The organism is Flavobacterium humi (assembly GCF_004745595.1).
Lineage (GTDB): Bacteria > Bacteroidota > Bacteroidia > Flavobacteriales > Flavobacteriaceae > Flavobacterium > Flavobacterium humi.
This window is the reverse complement of the sequence record NZ_SRLH01000002.1, coordinates 254996-269515: the sequence shown is the minus strand read 5'-3', so window position 1 is coordinate 269515 and position 14520 is coordinate 254996. Positions and strand designations below refer to the sequence as shown.

Genomic DNA, 14520 nt, shown 5'->3' with positions numbered 1-14520 from the left:
GTTATGAATTTACTTAAATATATATTTACCGGCTTTTTTTTCGGGATTGTTTTAACCAAATGCGAAGCTGTTTCCTGGTATAGGATTTATGAAATGTTCCAGTTCCAGTCTTTCCATATGTACGGAATAATAGGAGTGGCTGTTGTTACTGGAGTGATTGGGATCCAGGTCATCAAAAGGAAAAAAATGAAAGATATTGACGGTTTGCCCATTGAAATTTTAGACAAAGAGAAAGGTTCCATCCGTTATTGGATAGGCGGTTTGATCTTCGGATTGGGATGGGCTTTGGTCGGTGCTTGCCCGGGGCCTATTTTCATACTGATCGGGGCCGGGTTTATGAGTGTCGGTTTGATCCTGATTGGCGCTTTGATCGGGACTTTTTTATACGGTGTTTTGAAAGATAAGCTGCCTCACTAAAAATAATAAAATATGCAAAAGAATAGTATTTCCAGCGGAAGGCTACTCTTTTTCATTTAATTTCAATATCCCCAAAACGATCAGGTATTGCGCCACGATATACGTGACCATAATCAAAAAACTGGCGTTGGGCAATGGGCTGTAAAATTTATTCATGGCCAAAATACTGTCCGAAGTCACAAAAGCGATCGCTCCATTCAAAACAAGGAGGTTCATTGGCTTTTGCCAAAGTAAAGCCCCTCGGATAGCCATCACAAGCATTAAGGAAATGGTAAAAGCATACACGGAAACCGGGATTTTCAAATCGCCCAGGGTTGGAAAAAGTATCGTTAGCATGCCATATAAGTAAGCGGAAACCATAATAACTCCCAATCCGAACAAAACTTTGTTGAGCGATTTCCTGCCGGGATCCTGCTTAAAGAAAAGGATGATGAACAAAATATGGGCAATCAGGAACGAAACCAGCCCAAAAATGAAATACAATTCCCCTTTGTCTGCAAACATAAGTACTACATCACCTATCCAGGAGAAAAGCAATGCCCAAAGCAGCCATTTTTTTGTTGGGAAATTGGCAGCCTTATTAACCGTAAGAATTAAAAAAGGCAGCAAAAAAGGTTTGAGTACCCAAGCCCAGCTGTCTTTCCCCAGGAATAACAACAATAGGTAAAACGAACTGATAATAAGGAAATGCTTTAAGAAATTATTCATTTAACGGATTTAAAATAGGTTGGTTCTGACTTCTAAACTCTAAAGTAACAAAATAAATACTGACGGCCAAAGAAAGTGTCAGGTATCCCATTACCAGATAGGTCCCAAACGGGATAATCGCATTCAACCCGAACCAATCGCCGTAATACGTAATGACCCCAATGGCAAAAACATACCGGAGGGCTTCCCATACAAAGGATAGTTTGTGCTTGTCCATCAATTCCGTATAGCTGTAAACCGTTATAAAAAGAAAGGCGCCGTATACAAAAATGTTAGGCAACCCGATTTTGGCAATATTGTCAAAAAGGTAGCTTACAAATAAAAGCGTAATGAGCATTTGAGCAACAGACCAGTAAATCAGCTTGTTGGAATTGTCTGTCCCGTATTTGTTGAAATTAAAAACGTCGTCAATTTTATGGATAGGGTATTTTTGGTCGAAACCTTCCGGGCGCCAGCCTGTAGGCATAAACCAAATCCGGAATTTGTCTTTCCAGTTTTCCGCATGCCAGGCATCACGTGTTAAAAGCCACAAGTGCTGGAAATTGATCTTGATCGGATTCCAGGTTTCAGCCGGCCTTGTAATGCCGAATACAGCCGGGACTTCCGGTAATTCTTCCTGGAAAGTGCCAAATAATTTGTCCCAGATGATAAATATCTGCGAATGGTTTTTGTCCATATACTCCGGATTGATGGCATGGTGTACCCTATGATGGGAAGGCGTCACCAATATTTTTTCCAAAAAACCCATCTTGCCAATATACCTTGTGTGGTACCAAAATTGTAAAAACAACTGAATAGGCAAGGTAATGGCAATAACTTGCGCCGGAACACCTAAAATGGCTGCCGGAATCAATAAAAAGGTAAATAAATTGATAAAACTGGAAACGGTCTGCCGCAGCGCACAAGCTAAATTGAATTCTTCCGAACTATGATGGATGGCATGCTTGTTCCAGAAAAAATTAATCTGATGGGCCCAGCGATGTCCCCAATATCCATAAAAATCAATCACGATAAAAGCAATGGCATAGGTCAGGACGGAAGCTTCCATCGTAAACAAAGCCATTTTTGAAACCATCCACTCGTAGGTCAAAATGGAAATACTCAGGCCCAGAACATCCTTGACGGCGTTGGTAATACCGGAGCTGATGCTCGAAACACTATCCATCAGCGGGACATAATTCACTCCTTTGTAATATCCGTATATTTTTTCAATTATGATTAAAAGCAAAAATAACGGCATCGCGATGATGAGTATTTTTCCGTATTGTTCCATGGTTTGTTGGTTTTTTTGTTAATAGAAGTTTGTTCCGGAGTATGATATTAAACGATTTCAGCACTCAGGCCTGCTTCGAGTAATTGTGTGCATTGCGGTTTTAATTCGTCGAAAGCTCCTGTTTTTACAGTACATTTTCCTTTATAATGCACCAAAAGGGCACATTGTTCGGCTTGCAGTTCGTCGTGGTTGCATACCCGGATCAAGGTTTCGATGACATGGTCAAAGGTATTCACGTCATCATTGTACAATACAATTTCGTTGTTAATCCCAACGGCTTCAAGAACTGAAACGTCGGTTTGTGTTTTTTCTATAGTTGCCATTTTGCAGATTTCTGGATTATGGTAGGTTTTACTCTGGCGTAAAGCTGTTACTAATTTACATATTTTAATGATACCCAGTTGTTCCGTTGCAGTTTTTTTACAAACGTCAAGCCCTTTTCGGTACAGGATGCATCAATAAAAGGAATGTCTTCTTCGTAAAAACCGCTAAAAAGGATTGTCCCTTTTTCATTGAGGCAATCCACATAGGCCTGCATATCGTTCAATAAGATGTTCCGGTTGATATTGGCAATGATCAAATCGTATTTTTTGCCTTTTAGCAAAGCGGCATCACCTTCATATACCGAAATATGGCTGCAATTATTGCGCTGGGCATTCTCAATCGAATTCAGGTAGCACCAGTTGTCAATATCGATGGCATCGATAGGCTGGGCACCTTTCATTTCGGCAAGAATAGCCAAAATAGCCGTTCCGCAACCCATGTCCAATGTTTTCATTCCGGTCACATCGTTTTCAAGCAAATGCTGGATCATCATGTGTGTCGTTTCGTGGTGGCCGGTTCCAAAGCTCATTTTCGGTTCGATGATAATATCGTATTGGGCGTTTGTTTTCGGGTGGAAAGGCGCGCGGACATGGCACATTCCATCCACATCAATCGGTTCGAAATTTTTTTCCCACTCTTCATTCCAGTTCACCTGTTCGATTTCTTCCATAGTGTAGGAAATCTTGAATTCATCAGATCCGAGAATATAAATATCGTTCAGGATATCTTCTGTCCAAAGCTGTTTTTGGATGAAGGCCGAAAATCCGGTTTCCGTCTCGATAAAGCTTTCAAAGGGTTTTTCACCTAATTCGGCAATTAATATTTCTGATCCCGGTTCTTTCGGCTCGACCGAAAAATGATATCCTATATATACGTTTTCCATAACAAAAAATTTCCGCAAAGGTAACAATTACTTAATATTGACTGAAATTAATAACATTAGTTTTGCAGCCAAATAACACACAACTAACATTTTCATAACATGAAAAGAATTTTTCTTTTGATTGCCTTCTGTCTAACAGCAGCAGCACAGGCACAAATCGTAAAGATCAATACCAAAGACAACGATTTGAAATTAACCTCTCTTCCGTATTATAACTTCGGGAAAGGCATTGGGATAACCTCTCCGGACAGCCTTTTTCAATTCAATATGCGCTTCAGGATGCAAAACCGCCTTAGCTATGTGGATAACGAAGGTACAGAACCTTTTTACGAAGCACAAGTACGCCGTTTGCGTTTGCGTTTTGACGGTTTTGTCGGGAATCCTAAATTTTTATATGTCCTTCAATTGTCTTTCGGAGTAGGAGATGTAGGTGCGGTGAAACCTAATGAAAACCTGAATGTGGTCCGTGATGCGATCTTATACTACAAACCCAACAGCCATTGGCAGATAGGTTTCGGATTGTCCAAATTGCCTGGGACAAGGCAGGCGGTAAATTCGTCAGGAGCAATTCAGTTGACGGACCGTTCCATTAACAATACCCGTTTTAGCATAGACCGTGATTTCGGGGTGCATTTTGCCAACATCAATGAGTTTCCTGATAAATTTTCATACAACTTCAAAGGAGCGGTTACTTTAGGAGAAGGGCGTAACTGGACCAATACCAACAAAGACAATAATGGATTGTCCTTTACCGGGAAGGCCGAATTCCTGCCGTTTGGGAAATTCAAAAAAGACGGGCATTATTTCGAAGGAGATATCTTGCGGGAAGAAAAACCCAAATTAATGATTTCCGGAGCGTATAATTTCAATAACAAAGCCAGGAAAACACAAGGGCAGATGGGAGAAATCCTCTTTGAAAGCCGGGACATGAACACGCTTTTGCTTGACGCGATCTTAAAATACAAAGGATGGGCATTTATGACCACGTATATGCAAAGAAGTTCTTCCAACCCTGTCACTGTCAATTCTTTGGATGTAACACAAACCAAAGCGGTTTTTATAGGAAATGGCCAGGATTACCAGCTGAGTTATTATTTTCCGGGCAAATATGAAGTGATTGGCCGTTTTTCCAAGCAACAAGTCGAGAATAAAATCAAAGCGTATGCGCCTAATACAGAACAGTTTAGTGTTGGGGTAAACAAATACATTTGGGAGCATGCCTTGAAACTGCAGGCGGAATGCACGTATGAGAACCAGTTTTTTGATGCCAATGTGACCAAAAACAATATGTATGTCCGTTTCCAGGTCGAAATAGGAATCTAACAACCATATACAAAAGCAAAAAGCCAGAAAGGAATCCCTTATCTGGCTTTTTTTGTAAAGAACGTATGAAACCCAAATTACTTAACTACCAATTTCTTTACAATTCCTTCTGAAGTCTTTACCAGGTAAATCCCAGGGGCAAGGACAGCAGTGTTTATGGTTAATGCGTTTTGTTCCTGCTGGATCAGTTTCCCGGAGCAATCGTACAATTCAAAATTGGCGGCCCGGTTAAAATAAACGATCCCGTTTTCTGCCGGATTCGGGAAAATCACAAATGTTTTTGGTTCCATGGAAAGATCAGGATTTGAGAGGTTGACGGCATTTACTTCAAATAAAGAAATGGTCCCGCTTATTTCATTGGCCACAGCCACATAATTTTTCCCTGTAGTGGTATTTTCGGCTTTGATGAAAAGAACGCCTTCCGGCCCGTTGTCACCGGCATATGCAGAAACATTACGACTGTTTTTATACGCCACGAATTTAACGTCATTAGGATTCGTGATGTCGTATACCATAACACCTCCAACTCTTTCCAAAGTAATGAAAGCAAAAGTCTTACCGTTTAAAGTTGCAAGGGTAATACCTTCAGGTTCAGGTCCTTTGGCACGGCTTCTTCCTTTTTTGACATTATCGCTATGGTCTGCATTGAAAAGTGCACTGATAGAAGGTGTCAGGGCTGTATACCGTTCAAAATCATCGCCACTGTCATATACGATCGATTTGGTCGAAGCATTGAAGATAGAAAAAGAACGGCTTCCCAAACAATACAGTTCTTCGTAAGCGGCATCGGCATCGGTATTGCCGTTTAGGTTGGTCACGCGCATCCTTCCGGCATTGTTATTGTTTTTAAGCATTGCGCTTTGCGGAAAACTGGCAGCATCCAATGTCGCGGCACCTATTGTGGTTCTTTCGTTCAGGCCGGTGTATTCTTTTTCGTCCCCTTCATTTGCAGTAACAAGGTACGTTGTTCCGGCTACGGTATAATTGGCCACGCCATCCGGGATGTAGAAGGCTTTAATTGGCCAGTTGGCAATGAGTACCTGATTGTTGTTATCCGAAATATCCATTCCGTTTCCAGGCTGGCTTACATCTTTTGTGCCTAAAGGCCAAAGATCGGCAAATGCATTGGTTGCCAAATTGATTTCTGCAATGGCATTGTTCTCCTGGATGGTTACCCAGGCTTTTTGAGAATCGGCACTTACGGTAATATATTCCGGTTCCAAATCCTGTGACAAGGTGCTGGAAGCTTTGGTCTTTCGGATGCCGGACGTTGTTAAAGCAGCTTCCTGAGCATTATATCCGGTAAACAGTAAAGTAGTTACGTTTGATTGCGACAGGCCGGCAATACCGCCTGAAATATCAATAATGGAAACAGAACCTTCCGGATCGACCGTATAAGCATCGTTTGGCTGGCCTTCATTGGCAGTCAGGACTTTATTGCCATCTGGAGTAAAAGTGACCATGTCCGGCAAGGCGCCTACGGTTACTTGTTTGAGGAAAACCCCATTCGTATCAAAAAAAACAACAGAACCGTTTAGTTGTTCGTTGGCGTTAGGAGAAGCGACGGCTACAATTCCGTTTTTTACAGCCACGCTCGTGATTCCGCCATAAGGAGTCATATCTATTGAAGTGACAACACTTAAGCTGGCCGGATTGGAAAAATTGATGATATCCAATTTCTTGGCAATCGCACTGATGGTAAACAAACGTTGGGAAACCGGATCGTGTACTACAATTTCGCACGTACTGCTACTGGCTCCGGAAGGATCGAAACTCCCGATATAATCCAGTTGCAGGTCATTTGTCGGAACAGGTGCTGCCACTTCATTGTCTTTAATGTAAATCGTGGCCAAAGCATTGCCTGAAATGGTAAGCCCTGACGGATTTTCCAAACTCAATACAAAATATTCCGAATGTTGTTCTAATGCTACATCGTCAATTACCGGAAAGATAATGGTCTGTGTGGTGGCGCTGGCGGAAGTAAACTGCAACGTTTGTGTCCCTAATGTGAAATCATTGGCATCAGCCGTACTGAAAGGAGAACCTTTCACCACCAAATTTACAGAAGAAGTAGTTGGGGCCGTCAGGTTTAAAGTGATGCTTATATTTCCCTGGTTTTCATTGGCTACAATAAAATTCGAAGCGAAAGAAACGGTCTGGCTCCAGGAAAAAGTAGAGGCAAGGCATAACAAAAGTAGGGTTATGGCATTGCGGAATAGGTAATTTTTAGACATAAGTGCGTTGGTTTTAGTTACGCACAAATGTCAAAATCCCAAATTAAGTAATGTTTAATTTAAAAACATCTTATAATGAGTATAAGTTTATGTTTAGGTTAATCCGGTAAAATTGCGGTTTATTCCAGGATGAGCTGCATGAAAACCGAATCCAGCCATCTGCCGAATTTATAACCTGTTTCTTCAAGGTGCCCGTTTTTGACGAATCCCAATTTTTCATGGAAATGGATGCTTCCTTCATTTTCCGCATCAATAACGCCAATCATGCTATGCAGTTTCTGTCCTTTGGCCAAAGCGATCAGGCCTTTGAGGATAATGGCGCCGAATCCGTTCCCGATAAAATCCTTGTGTACATACAGTGAATGTTCCACCGTAAATTTATAGCCCTGTTTGAACCGGAAGGGCCCGTATGTGCCGAAAGCGACAATTTTCCCATTATCCACGCCAACAATAAACGGAAACTCCTTTTCCTGTTTTTCCCTGAAGATCCGTTCCTGTTCCTCTAATGTTCGTTCGTCGTATTCCCAAATTGAAGTAGTGTGTAAAATCTCATGGTTAACAATTTCCAAAACACCTGGCATGTCCTGGATAGTGGCGTGACGTATAGTAAGACTCATATCTGTGGGTTTAGAACATCAAAAATAAGAAATATAACAGAAACTTCAAAAAAGAAATCAAGTTGTTGGATAAGTGATATAACGCTAATTTTCAGTAGTTTGACGAGTAAATAAGGAAGAGTGGAAAATAATTTTTAATTTTAGGTATGGATACGCAACAGAGAAATAGGGTCACATGGGGCTTAAGTATCATGTACTTTATCACCGTATTGATTTACAGTGTGCTTGTTTTTTTTGAATACGAACCCCTGAAAGGTTTTTTCGGATTTGTAAGGGTTCCTATCCTGGCTTTGCTTTATTTCTGCTCCTCCGTCAAAAGGGATTATTGGTATTTCCTGGCGTTTTTGTTTTTTCAGGCCGCGTATCTTTTCTTTGGTAAAAATACCGAAACCTGCCTGTTTTATGGGGCTGCGGCTTCGGTCATGTTTAGGCTCCTGATGGTCATCATCATATATAAGGCCATCAAGGAGAAAAGATGGTTTGAAACGGTGCTTACCGCCCTGCCTTTCCTTTTTGTGCATTTGTATTTCATTGACCTGGTAAGCGATGTATTGCACGACAGCATCTATTTGTGGATCCTCAACGGGCTGCTGACTTCTTTTTTGGGAGGCCTTTCTGTTGCCAATTTCTTTTTTACGAACGACAGGAAAAGCGTGTGGCTTTTTATCAGTGCCTTGCTTTTTGTGGTTCAGATAGGTTTGTTTTTTATCAATAAATTTTACCTGAAACAGCAAATCTTTTTGCAGATGGTAATTGTTTTTTACGGTATTTCCAATTATACCTTTTATAGGTTCATGATCCTCAAGGAAGAAGAGGAACAGCTTTCCGGTCATTAGAAGAAGAATTCCTCGCATTAATTCCCTAAATCATACGAAAATCATCGGCAACTTTGTAACTTTGCGTTTCAGCAATTGCTAAAAAACATGATCTACCCAAAAATACCCTTGGCGCAAAGCATCCTTGAGATTTGCAAAGCCAAAGGACTCCAACACATTGTCATTTCACCGGGTTCGCGCAATGCGCCGCTAACCATTGGTTTTACAAATAATCCCGCTTTTACCTGTTACAGCATTGCCGATGAGCGGTGCGCTGCTTTTTTCGCTTTGGGAATGGCACAACAGCTGCACCAGCCTGTAGCATTGCTTTGTACTTCCGGTTCGGCCCTGCTCAATTATTATCCGGCCGTAGCCGAAGCATTCTACAGCCAGATCCCGCTGGTAGTTATCTCGGCAGACCGTCCGCAAAACAAGATCGATATTGGCGATGGGCAAACCATCCGCCAGGAAAATGTCTTCGCAAACCATAGTTTGTACAATGCGAACCTGACCGAATTGGCTTCGGAGGAAAACGATTTGAAAATCCAGGAAGCGCTGTTTCTGGCTGTGGCCAAAAAAGGACCAGTCCATATCAATACCCCTTTTGAAGAACCTTTATATGAAACAACCGATGCTGTTTCGGTACGACCTGCTTTTATTGATCTGTATGCGCCGGAAAAACCAAAAACCAACCTGGAATCTTTTGTACCACAATGGAATACGGCCCAAAAGAAACTAATCCTTATTGGCGGATGCGATCCGGGATTCATACAGCAGGCCATTTTGGACCAATTGGCAAATGATGATTCGGTTGTAGTAATGACCGAAGTGACTTCCAATATGCACCACCCGAATTTCATTACCAATATAGATACGATCATCACACCTTTTACCGATGAGGATTTTAAAAAATTCCAACCGGAAATGCTCATAACCATAGGAGGGATGATTGTTTCCAAAAGGATCAAGGCTTTCCTGAGGAAATACAAACCACTTCAGCACTGGCACATTGATGAGCTTCGGGCATACAATACCTTTGATTGCCTGACGCAGCATTTCGAAATGGCTCCAAATGCCTTTTTTACGGAATTCCTGCCTTTAACAAGCCCAATTCAAAGCGATTACCTTCAAAAAGCGTTGGAAATAAGAGGTTTTAGAGCTCAAAAGCACCAGGAATACCTTTCCGGGATTGTTTTTTCGGATTTGAAAGTATTCGAAATGCTATTGCGGGAACTTCCACAATCCAGCCAATTGCAGATCAGCAACAGTTCGGCCATCCGTTATGCACAATTGTTCCCTATAGATAAAAGCATTGCTGTTTTCTGCAACCGCGGCACCAGCGGAATAGACGGCAGCACTTCCACAGCAATCGGTGCGGCTGTGGCATCGGGCAAAGAAACCATCCTGATTACGGGTGATATCAGTTTTTTATACGACAGCAATGCCCTTTGGAACAATTATATTCCTGATACTTTTAAAATCATCTTGGTAAACAACGGCGGCGGCGGGATTTTCAGGATTTTGCCGGGCCATCAGCAAACCGAAACGTTTACCACTTATTTTGAAACATCGCACAGCCTCACGGCAGAACATTTGGCCAAGATGTACCATTTTCAGTACACAACAGCCAATAATGCTGCATCGCTTGCATCAGGCCTGGAAAATTTGATACAATCAGAAAAACCGGGAATTCTTGAGGTTTTTACTCCTACAAATGTTAACGATTTGTTATTATTAGATTATTTTAAGAATTTAGTTTAGGATTCTTGTCTTTTTGCCGGAAATTGTTTTTGAAATATTAATATAATACCTACATTTGAGATTAGTATTAAACTATAAACTTAACAACTATGAGCAAAAGAGATGATTTAATCGTAAAATACGCCGCCGATTTAAAGGACAAATGTGGTGTAGCAGCAGACATGGCCTTATTGACGAAAGTGACAATAGGTTGTGGGCCATCTATTTACAATCCTGATGCCGCTACTGTTTCCGGATCACAGCAATCAGAACTGGACACGGTAAAGAATAATTTCTTAATTAAGAAGTTAGGCCTTAAAGACGGACCGGATTTGGACAAAGGAATTGATGCCGTGCTGGAAAAATATGGTAAATCAAACAAAAACAAATACAGGGCTGTAGTGTATTATCTTCTTGCGGTTCATTTCAAGAAAGAAAGCGTATACAAATAAGCTATTATAATAAAGGATATGGAAGCGTTTCAGAAATGGGACGCTTTTTTTATCGGAACAACTTACAAACTTTGTACCTTTGCCCCAGAAAATGTAAGAATGAAATTAGCATTATGATTCAAATTGGAAAATACAACACACTAACCATACTTAGGGAAACGAAGGTAGGCCTGTATTTAGGCGAACCTGAAGAAAACAAAGACCCTAGCAAAGACATATTATTGCCTATAAAATATATTCCCGCTCAATTCAATATCGGGGATGAAATTGCTGTTTTCGTTTATCTGGACCATGAGGAAAGGCCGGTGGCCACAACCCTGGAGCCTTATATTTACCTGAATGAATTTTCGCTTTTGCGTGTCAATTATGTAAACCAGGTCGGGGCTTTTATGAATTGGGGGATGGAAAAGGATCTTTTTGTGCCTTTTAAAGAGCAGGCAAGGCCTATGGAACAAGGAAAACGCTACCTGGTATATATGTACATGGACGAAAAAACCAATCGTTTGGTAGGCTCCAGCAAAACCAACCAGTTCCTCAACAATGAGAATATCACAGTGGAAGAAGGTGAAGAAGTTGACCTGATTGTTTCCCACATCACAGAAGTAGGGATCAATGTCATTATCAATGAAAAACACAAAGGGCTTCTATACAAAAACGAAGTGTACGACGACCTGCGTACCGGCGACAGGATTGTGGGCTATATCAAGCACATCAGGCCAGATGGCAAAATAGATGTTTCGACTTCTAAATTAGGTTTCGAAAAGATCGAGCCCAGTGCAGAAGCTATCCTCGATGAGCTCCGCGCAAGCCGAGGTTTCCTTCGCTTAAACGATAATTCGCACCCGGAAGATATCAAAACAGTGCTCAGGATGAGCAAAAAGACATTCAAGAAAGCTATTGGGACATTATACAAACAAAAGCTGATAGAGATTAAGGAAGACGGTATTTATTTGATACAATAAAACCGGTATGTCTTCCTGTTTCTGCATTCTCGCGCATGCTTAAACAAAAAATGCCAATCCTTTTGGGTTGGCATTTTCCTATTTATTCCATCGCTGAAATAAACGATAACATACGTAAAGTGATAATAACATTCTTTACTAAAATCAAAAAATTAAATAAACTTTTTTTTTGGAATAATTCCTTTCACTAGAGAATTTGAAATCTAATATCTTCTCTTTCTTATTCCAATTTTTTTTGTGCCATTAAACAACTCATTCTGTCATTTCAGTATCAAAACCGGTATTCGCTTTGTTGCCTGTGGTTTGAAAAATAATTTAAAGATTGTAGCGGAAGATTATTTTTTGCTAATCGAATCCTTTGGTTCAACCATAGGGGCTACTGTATCTGTTTTCACACTGTCAACAACTTCAGGAGCTATCTGCTCAGTTGCTACTTGTTCATCGTTAGAGGTTTCTACTTTTTTATTACAACTAGTAACAAATGCACCTAGCGCAACTATAAGAGCGGCAATTAAAACAATTTTTTTCAAAAAATACTTTTTTAGTTAATAAATCCGTGAAAAATTATACAAAATGGAAACAATATAAAATACTGATTTCCAATACATTAAAATTAATAAAATTTGAAATATAAAATTCTAAAAAAGAGGATTATTTTCAAAATTTAACATTTTGGAAGATTTACTGCTGAATTGTTTTACAATTTGCCTCTTTTGTAGCAAACCACCGGTATTTATAAGCCTAAATTCTGCTTCGTGCTTTTTTGAAGTGCTTCTTTATGAACCAAAACCGAGATAGCTTTCAGTTTCATGTAAGCCACGCTCATGTACACGTAACCACCGTTGGCAACACGTTTCCCGTCTGTTCCCCAGGAATTTTTCACTTTATAATACACGTTGCCTTTTTGGTCTTTCATTTTCCCTACAATATGCATCAGGTGGTCATCGGTAGTGGTCAGGTTTTCAAATTCTTGCTGGCGGTATTCAGGAGTAATGGCTTTCTCCGGCTTGATTTCGGTAAGGATGGTTTTGTCGTCTTCACTATCGGCAGGAATAACCGCTACGCCGTTTTTGGCAGAAAAAGTAGGTTCGCTCACATCGCAATCCAATTCCACAGTATAACCGGTAGCCAGCGCATGGTCAATGTTGTCTATAAATTCCGTAAGCGGAAGGTTGTAAAAACTCCCGTTCGAGAAATTATCAGGGATATTCAATATAAACGGCCTGTAATTGGGAACGTGTGTAAAGGAAGTGATGGTCACATAATCGGCCGGTTTGATTTTGGTCATGGCCAAAAAGCTCAAAGGCGTATATTTCTTTCCTTCAAAGGTAAATTCAGCAGGATTTTTGCCCATATACACATCCAGGATGGCTGCTACGGCATTCCTCCAGTTCGGGGATAGTTTCTTGGCAGGATTGTCTACATATGTTTTGAGCATGCTTTCAATGACAGCGACCATTTCGGAATGGTTGTGGTTTTCATAAGTACCGTTCAGCCCGGTATACACACTGTTAGGGACAATACCGTAATCGGCTGCGGAATTAATCACATCGTGGGCCAGCCCGCCTTCGCCAAATTGTGTTTTCCCTTGGCGCAGGATATAATTTTCAGCTTTTTTAGGATAGGTATTGCGTACCTGGTACATTTCGGAAAGGTCGATTTTTTTCCCCGTCAGGCGGATAATTTCAGATTCCAGGAAAGATGAGGTCGAAAAACTCCAGCATGTCCCGGAATTCCCCTGGCTGATGACCGGTAAGGCTTCCAGGTCAGTAACGGTTTGAAATTCATATTTTTGAGCGTTTGCAGCGAAAATCAAACCCAGCAAAGCGGCGGAAACAAATAATTTTTTCATTGTATTTTAATTTTTTTGAAACCGCAAGATAATATAAAAAATAGTTATTTTTACGCTAAAAATAGTATACTATGAGTGCCATAAACTGGAAAACAGTCAGAGAATTTGAAGATATAACCTATAAAAAATGCGATGGCGTAGCGCGTATCGCTTTCAACCGTCCCGATGTAAGGAATGCCTTCCGTCCTAAAACAACAGCCGAATTGCTGCAGGCCTTTCATGATGCCCAGGAAGATACTTCCATAGGGGTTGTGTTGCTTTCTGCCGAAGGGCCGTCTTCCAAAGACGGGATTTGGTCATTCTGCAGTGGCGGGGACCAAAAAGCAAGAGGCCATCAAGGCTATGTTGGCGATGACGGTTACCACAGGTTGAATATCCTCGATGTACAACGTTTAATCCGTTTTATGCCTAAAGCGGTTATTTGTGTAGTGCCGGGCTGGGCCGTTGGAGGCGGGCACAGTTTGCATGTGGTTTGCGACCTGACTTTGGCCAGTAAGGAACACGCCATCTTTAAGCAGACAGATGCCGATGTGACCAGTTTCGACGGTGGTTACGGTTCTGCTTATTTAGCTAAAATGGTAGGACAGAAAAAAGCCCGTGAAATTTTCTTTTTAGGAAGGAATTATTCCGCACAGGAAGCCTTCGAGATGGGTATGGTCAATGCCGTGATCCCTCACGCGGAGCTCGAAGATACGGCCTTCGAATGGGCACAGGAAATCCTGGCCAAATCACCTACTTCGATAAAAATGCTCAAGTTTGCTATGAATTTAACAGACGACGGTATGGTCGGGCAGCAGGTTTTTGCAGGAGAAGCGACCCGTTTAGCCTATATGACCGAAGAAGCCAAGGAAGGCCGCGATGCATTCCTGGAAAAACGCAAACCGAACTTTATTAAAAAATGGCTGCCGTAATCTAAACGC

Annotated in this window: 15 protein-coding genes; 7 read left to right on the top strand and 8 right to left on the bottom strand. The window is 41.2% G+C overall.

Annotated features, from left to right (window positions below; translation table 11 throughout):
* Positions 1 to 3: 3 nt before the first annotated feature.
* Entirely contained in the window at positions 4 to 417 is a 414-nt protein-coding gene (locus tag E4635_RS04130) for a DUF6691 family protein (protein WP_135525357.1), read from the top strand.
* A gap of 42 nt (positions 418 to 459) precedes the next feature.
* Here the strand turns inward: E4635_RS04130 and E4635_RS04125 are convergent, their stop codons facing one another.
* The 4 genes from E4635_RS04125 to prmA are packed head-to-tail and all read right to left on the bottom strand — an operon-like array spanning position 460 to position 3605.
* Positions 460 to 1125 carry a lysoplasmalogenase gene (locus E4635_RS04125; RefSeq protein ID WP_135525356.1) on the bottom strand — a complete coding sequence of 222 codons (666 nt, stop codon included), beginning with the start codon at positions 1123 to 1125 and terminating at the stop codon, positions 460 to 462.
* Complete coding sequence (locus E4635_RS04120) at positions 1118 to 2398, bottom strand: sterol desaturase family protein (protein WP_135525355.1); 1281 nt, start codon at positions 2396 to 2398, stop codon at positions 1118 to 1120. The genes E4635_RS04125 and E4635_RS04120 overlap by 8 nt, the downstream gene beginning before the upstream one ends.
* 47 nt (positions 2399 to 2445) lie before the next feature.
* Positions 2446 to 2721 (bottom strand): ATP-dependent Clp protease adaptor ClpS, encoded by a 276-nt coding sequence (locus E4635_RS04115; RefSeq protein WP_135525354.1) that lies wholly within the window; start codon positions 2719 to 2721, stop codon positions 2446 to 2448.
* Positions 2722 to 2771: 50 nt separating this feature from the next.
* Positions 2772 to 3605, bottom strand: coding sequence for a 50S ribosomal protein L11 methyltransferase (gene prmA, locus E4635_RS04110; protein WP_135525353.1), 834 nt, complete (start codon positions 3603 to 3605; stop codon positions 2772 to 2774).
* A 99-nt stretch (positions 3606 to 3704) separates the two neighbouring features.
* Between prmA and E4635_RS04105 the strand changes: the two genes are divergently transcribed.
* A complete protein-coding gene (locus E4635_RS04105) occupies positions 3705 to 4928 on the top strand; it encodes a porin (protein ID WP_135525352.1) in 1224 nt (407 codons plus the stop codon).
* Between the two features lie 77 nt (positions 4929 to 5005).
* On the opposite strand, the gene E4635_RS04100 is transcribed toward E4635_RS04105, so the two are convergent.
* Together E4635_RS04100 and E4635_RS04095 are read right to left on the bottom strand one after the other, a co-directional pair.
* Entirely contained in the window at positions 5006 to 7162 is a 2157-nt protein-coding gene (locus E4635_RS04100) for a choice-of-anchor I family protein (protein WP_135525351.1), read from the bottom strand.
* Positions 7163 to 7281: 119 nt separating this feature from the next.
* Positions 7282 to 7779: a GNAT family N-acetyltransferase gene (locus tag E4635_RS04095; RefSeq protein ID WP_135525350.1), complete on the bottom strand. Its 498-nt coding sequence runs from the start codon at positions 7777 to 7779 to the stop codon at positions 7282 to 7284.
* Between the two features lie 146 nt (positions 7780 to 7925).
* On the opposite strand from E4635_RS04095, the gene E4635_RS04090 reads away from it, so the two are divergent.
* The 4 genes from E4635_RS04090 (at position 7926) to E4635_RS04075 (ending at position 11748) form a co-directional block, all read left to right on the top strand.
* Complete coding sequence (locus E4635_RS04090; protein WP_135525349.1) at positions 7926 to 8615, top strand: hypothetical protein; 690 nt, start codon at positions 7926 to 7928, stop codon at positions 8613 to 8615.
* An 87-nt stretch (positions 8616 to 8702) separates the two neighbouring features.
* Entirely contained in the window at positions 8703 to 10355 is a 1653-nt protein-coding gene (gene menD, locus E4635_RS04085; RefSeq protein ID WP_135525348.1) for a 2-succinyl-5-enolpyruvyl-6-hydroxy-3-cyclohexene-1-carboxylic-acid synthase, read from the top strand.
* Between the two features lie 89 nt (positions 10356 to 10444).
* Positions 10445 to 10786, top strand: coding sequence for a DUF2853 family protein (locus tag E4635_RS04080; RefSeq protein WP_135525347.1), 342 nt, complete (start codon positions 10445 to 10447; stop codon positions 10784 to 10786).
* Positions 10787 to 10899: 113 nt separating this feature from the next.
* Positions 10900 to 11748, top strand: coding sequence for a CvfB family protein (locus E4635_RS04075; protein WP_135525346.1), 849 nt, complete (start codon positions 10900 to 10902; stop codon positions 11746 to 11748).
* A gap of 335 nt (positions 11749 to 12083) precedes the next feature.
* On the opposite strand, the gene E4635_RS04070 is transcribed toward E4635_RS04075, so the two are convergent.
* Both E4635_RS04070 and E4635_RS04065 read right to left on the bottom strand, forming a co-directional pair.
* Positions 12084 to 12278, bottom strand: a complete 195-nt coding sequence (locus tag E4635_RS04070; RefSeq protein ID WP_135525345.1) for a hypothetical protein — start codon at positions 12276 to 12278, stop codon at positions 12084 to 12086.
* Positions 12279 to 12481: 203 nt separating this feature from the next.
* Complete coding sequence (locus E4635_RS04065) at positions 12482 to 13600, bottom strand: C1 family peptidase (RefSeq protein WP_135525344.1); 1119 nt, start codon at positions 13598 to 13600, stop codon at positions 12482 to 12484.
* Between the two features lie 71 nt (positions 13601 to 13671).
* Here E4635_RS04065 and E4635_RS04060 point away from each other — a divergent pair, with 71 nt between their 5' ends.
* Positions 13672 to 14511 (top strand): 1,4-dihydroxy-2-naphthoyl-CoA synthase, encoded by an 840-nt coding sequence (locus E4635_RS04060; protein WP_135525343.1) that lies wholly within the window; start codon positions 13672 to 13674, stop codon positions 14509 to 14511.
* Positions 14512 to 14520 lie beyond the last annotated feature (9 nt).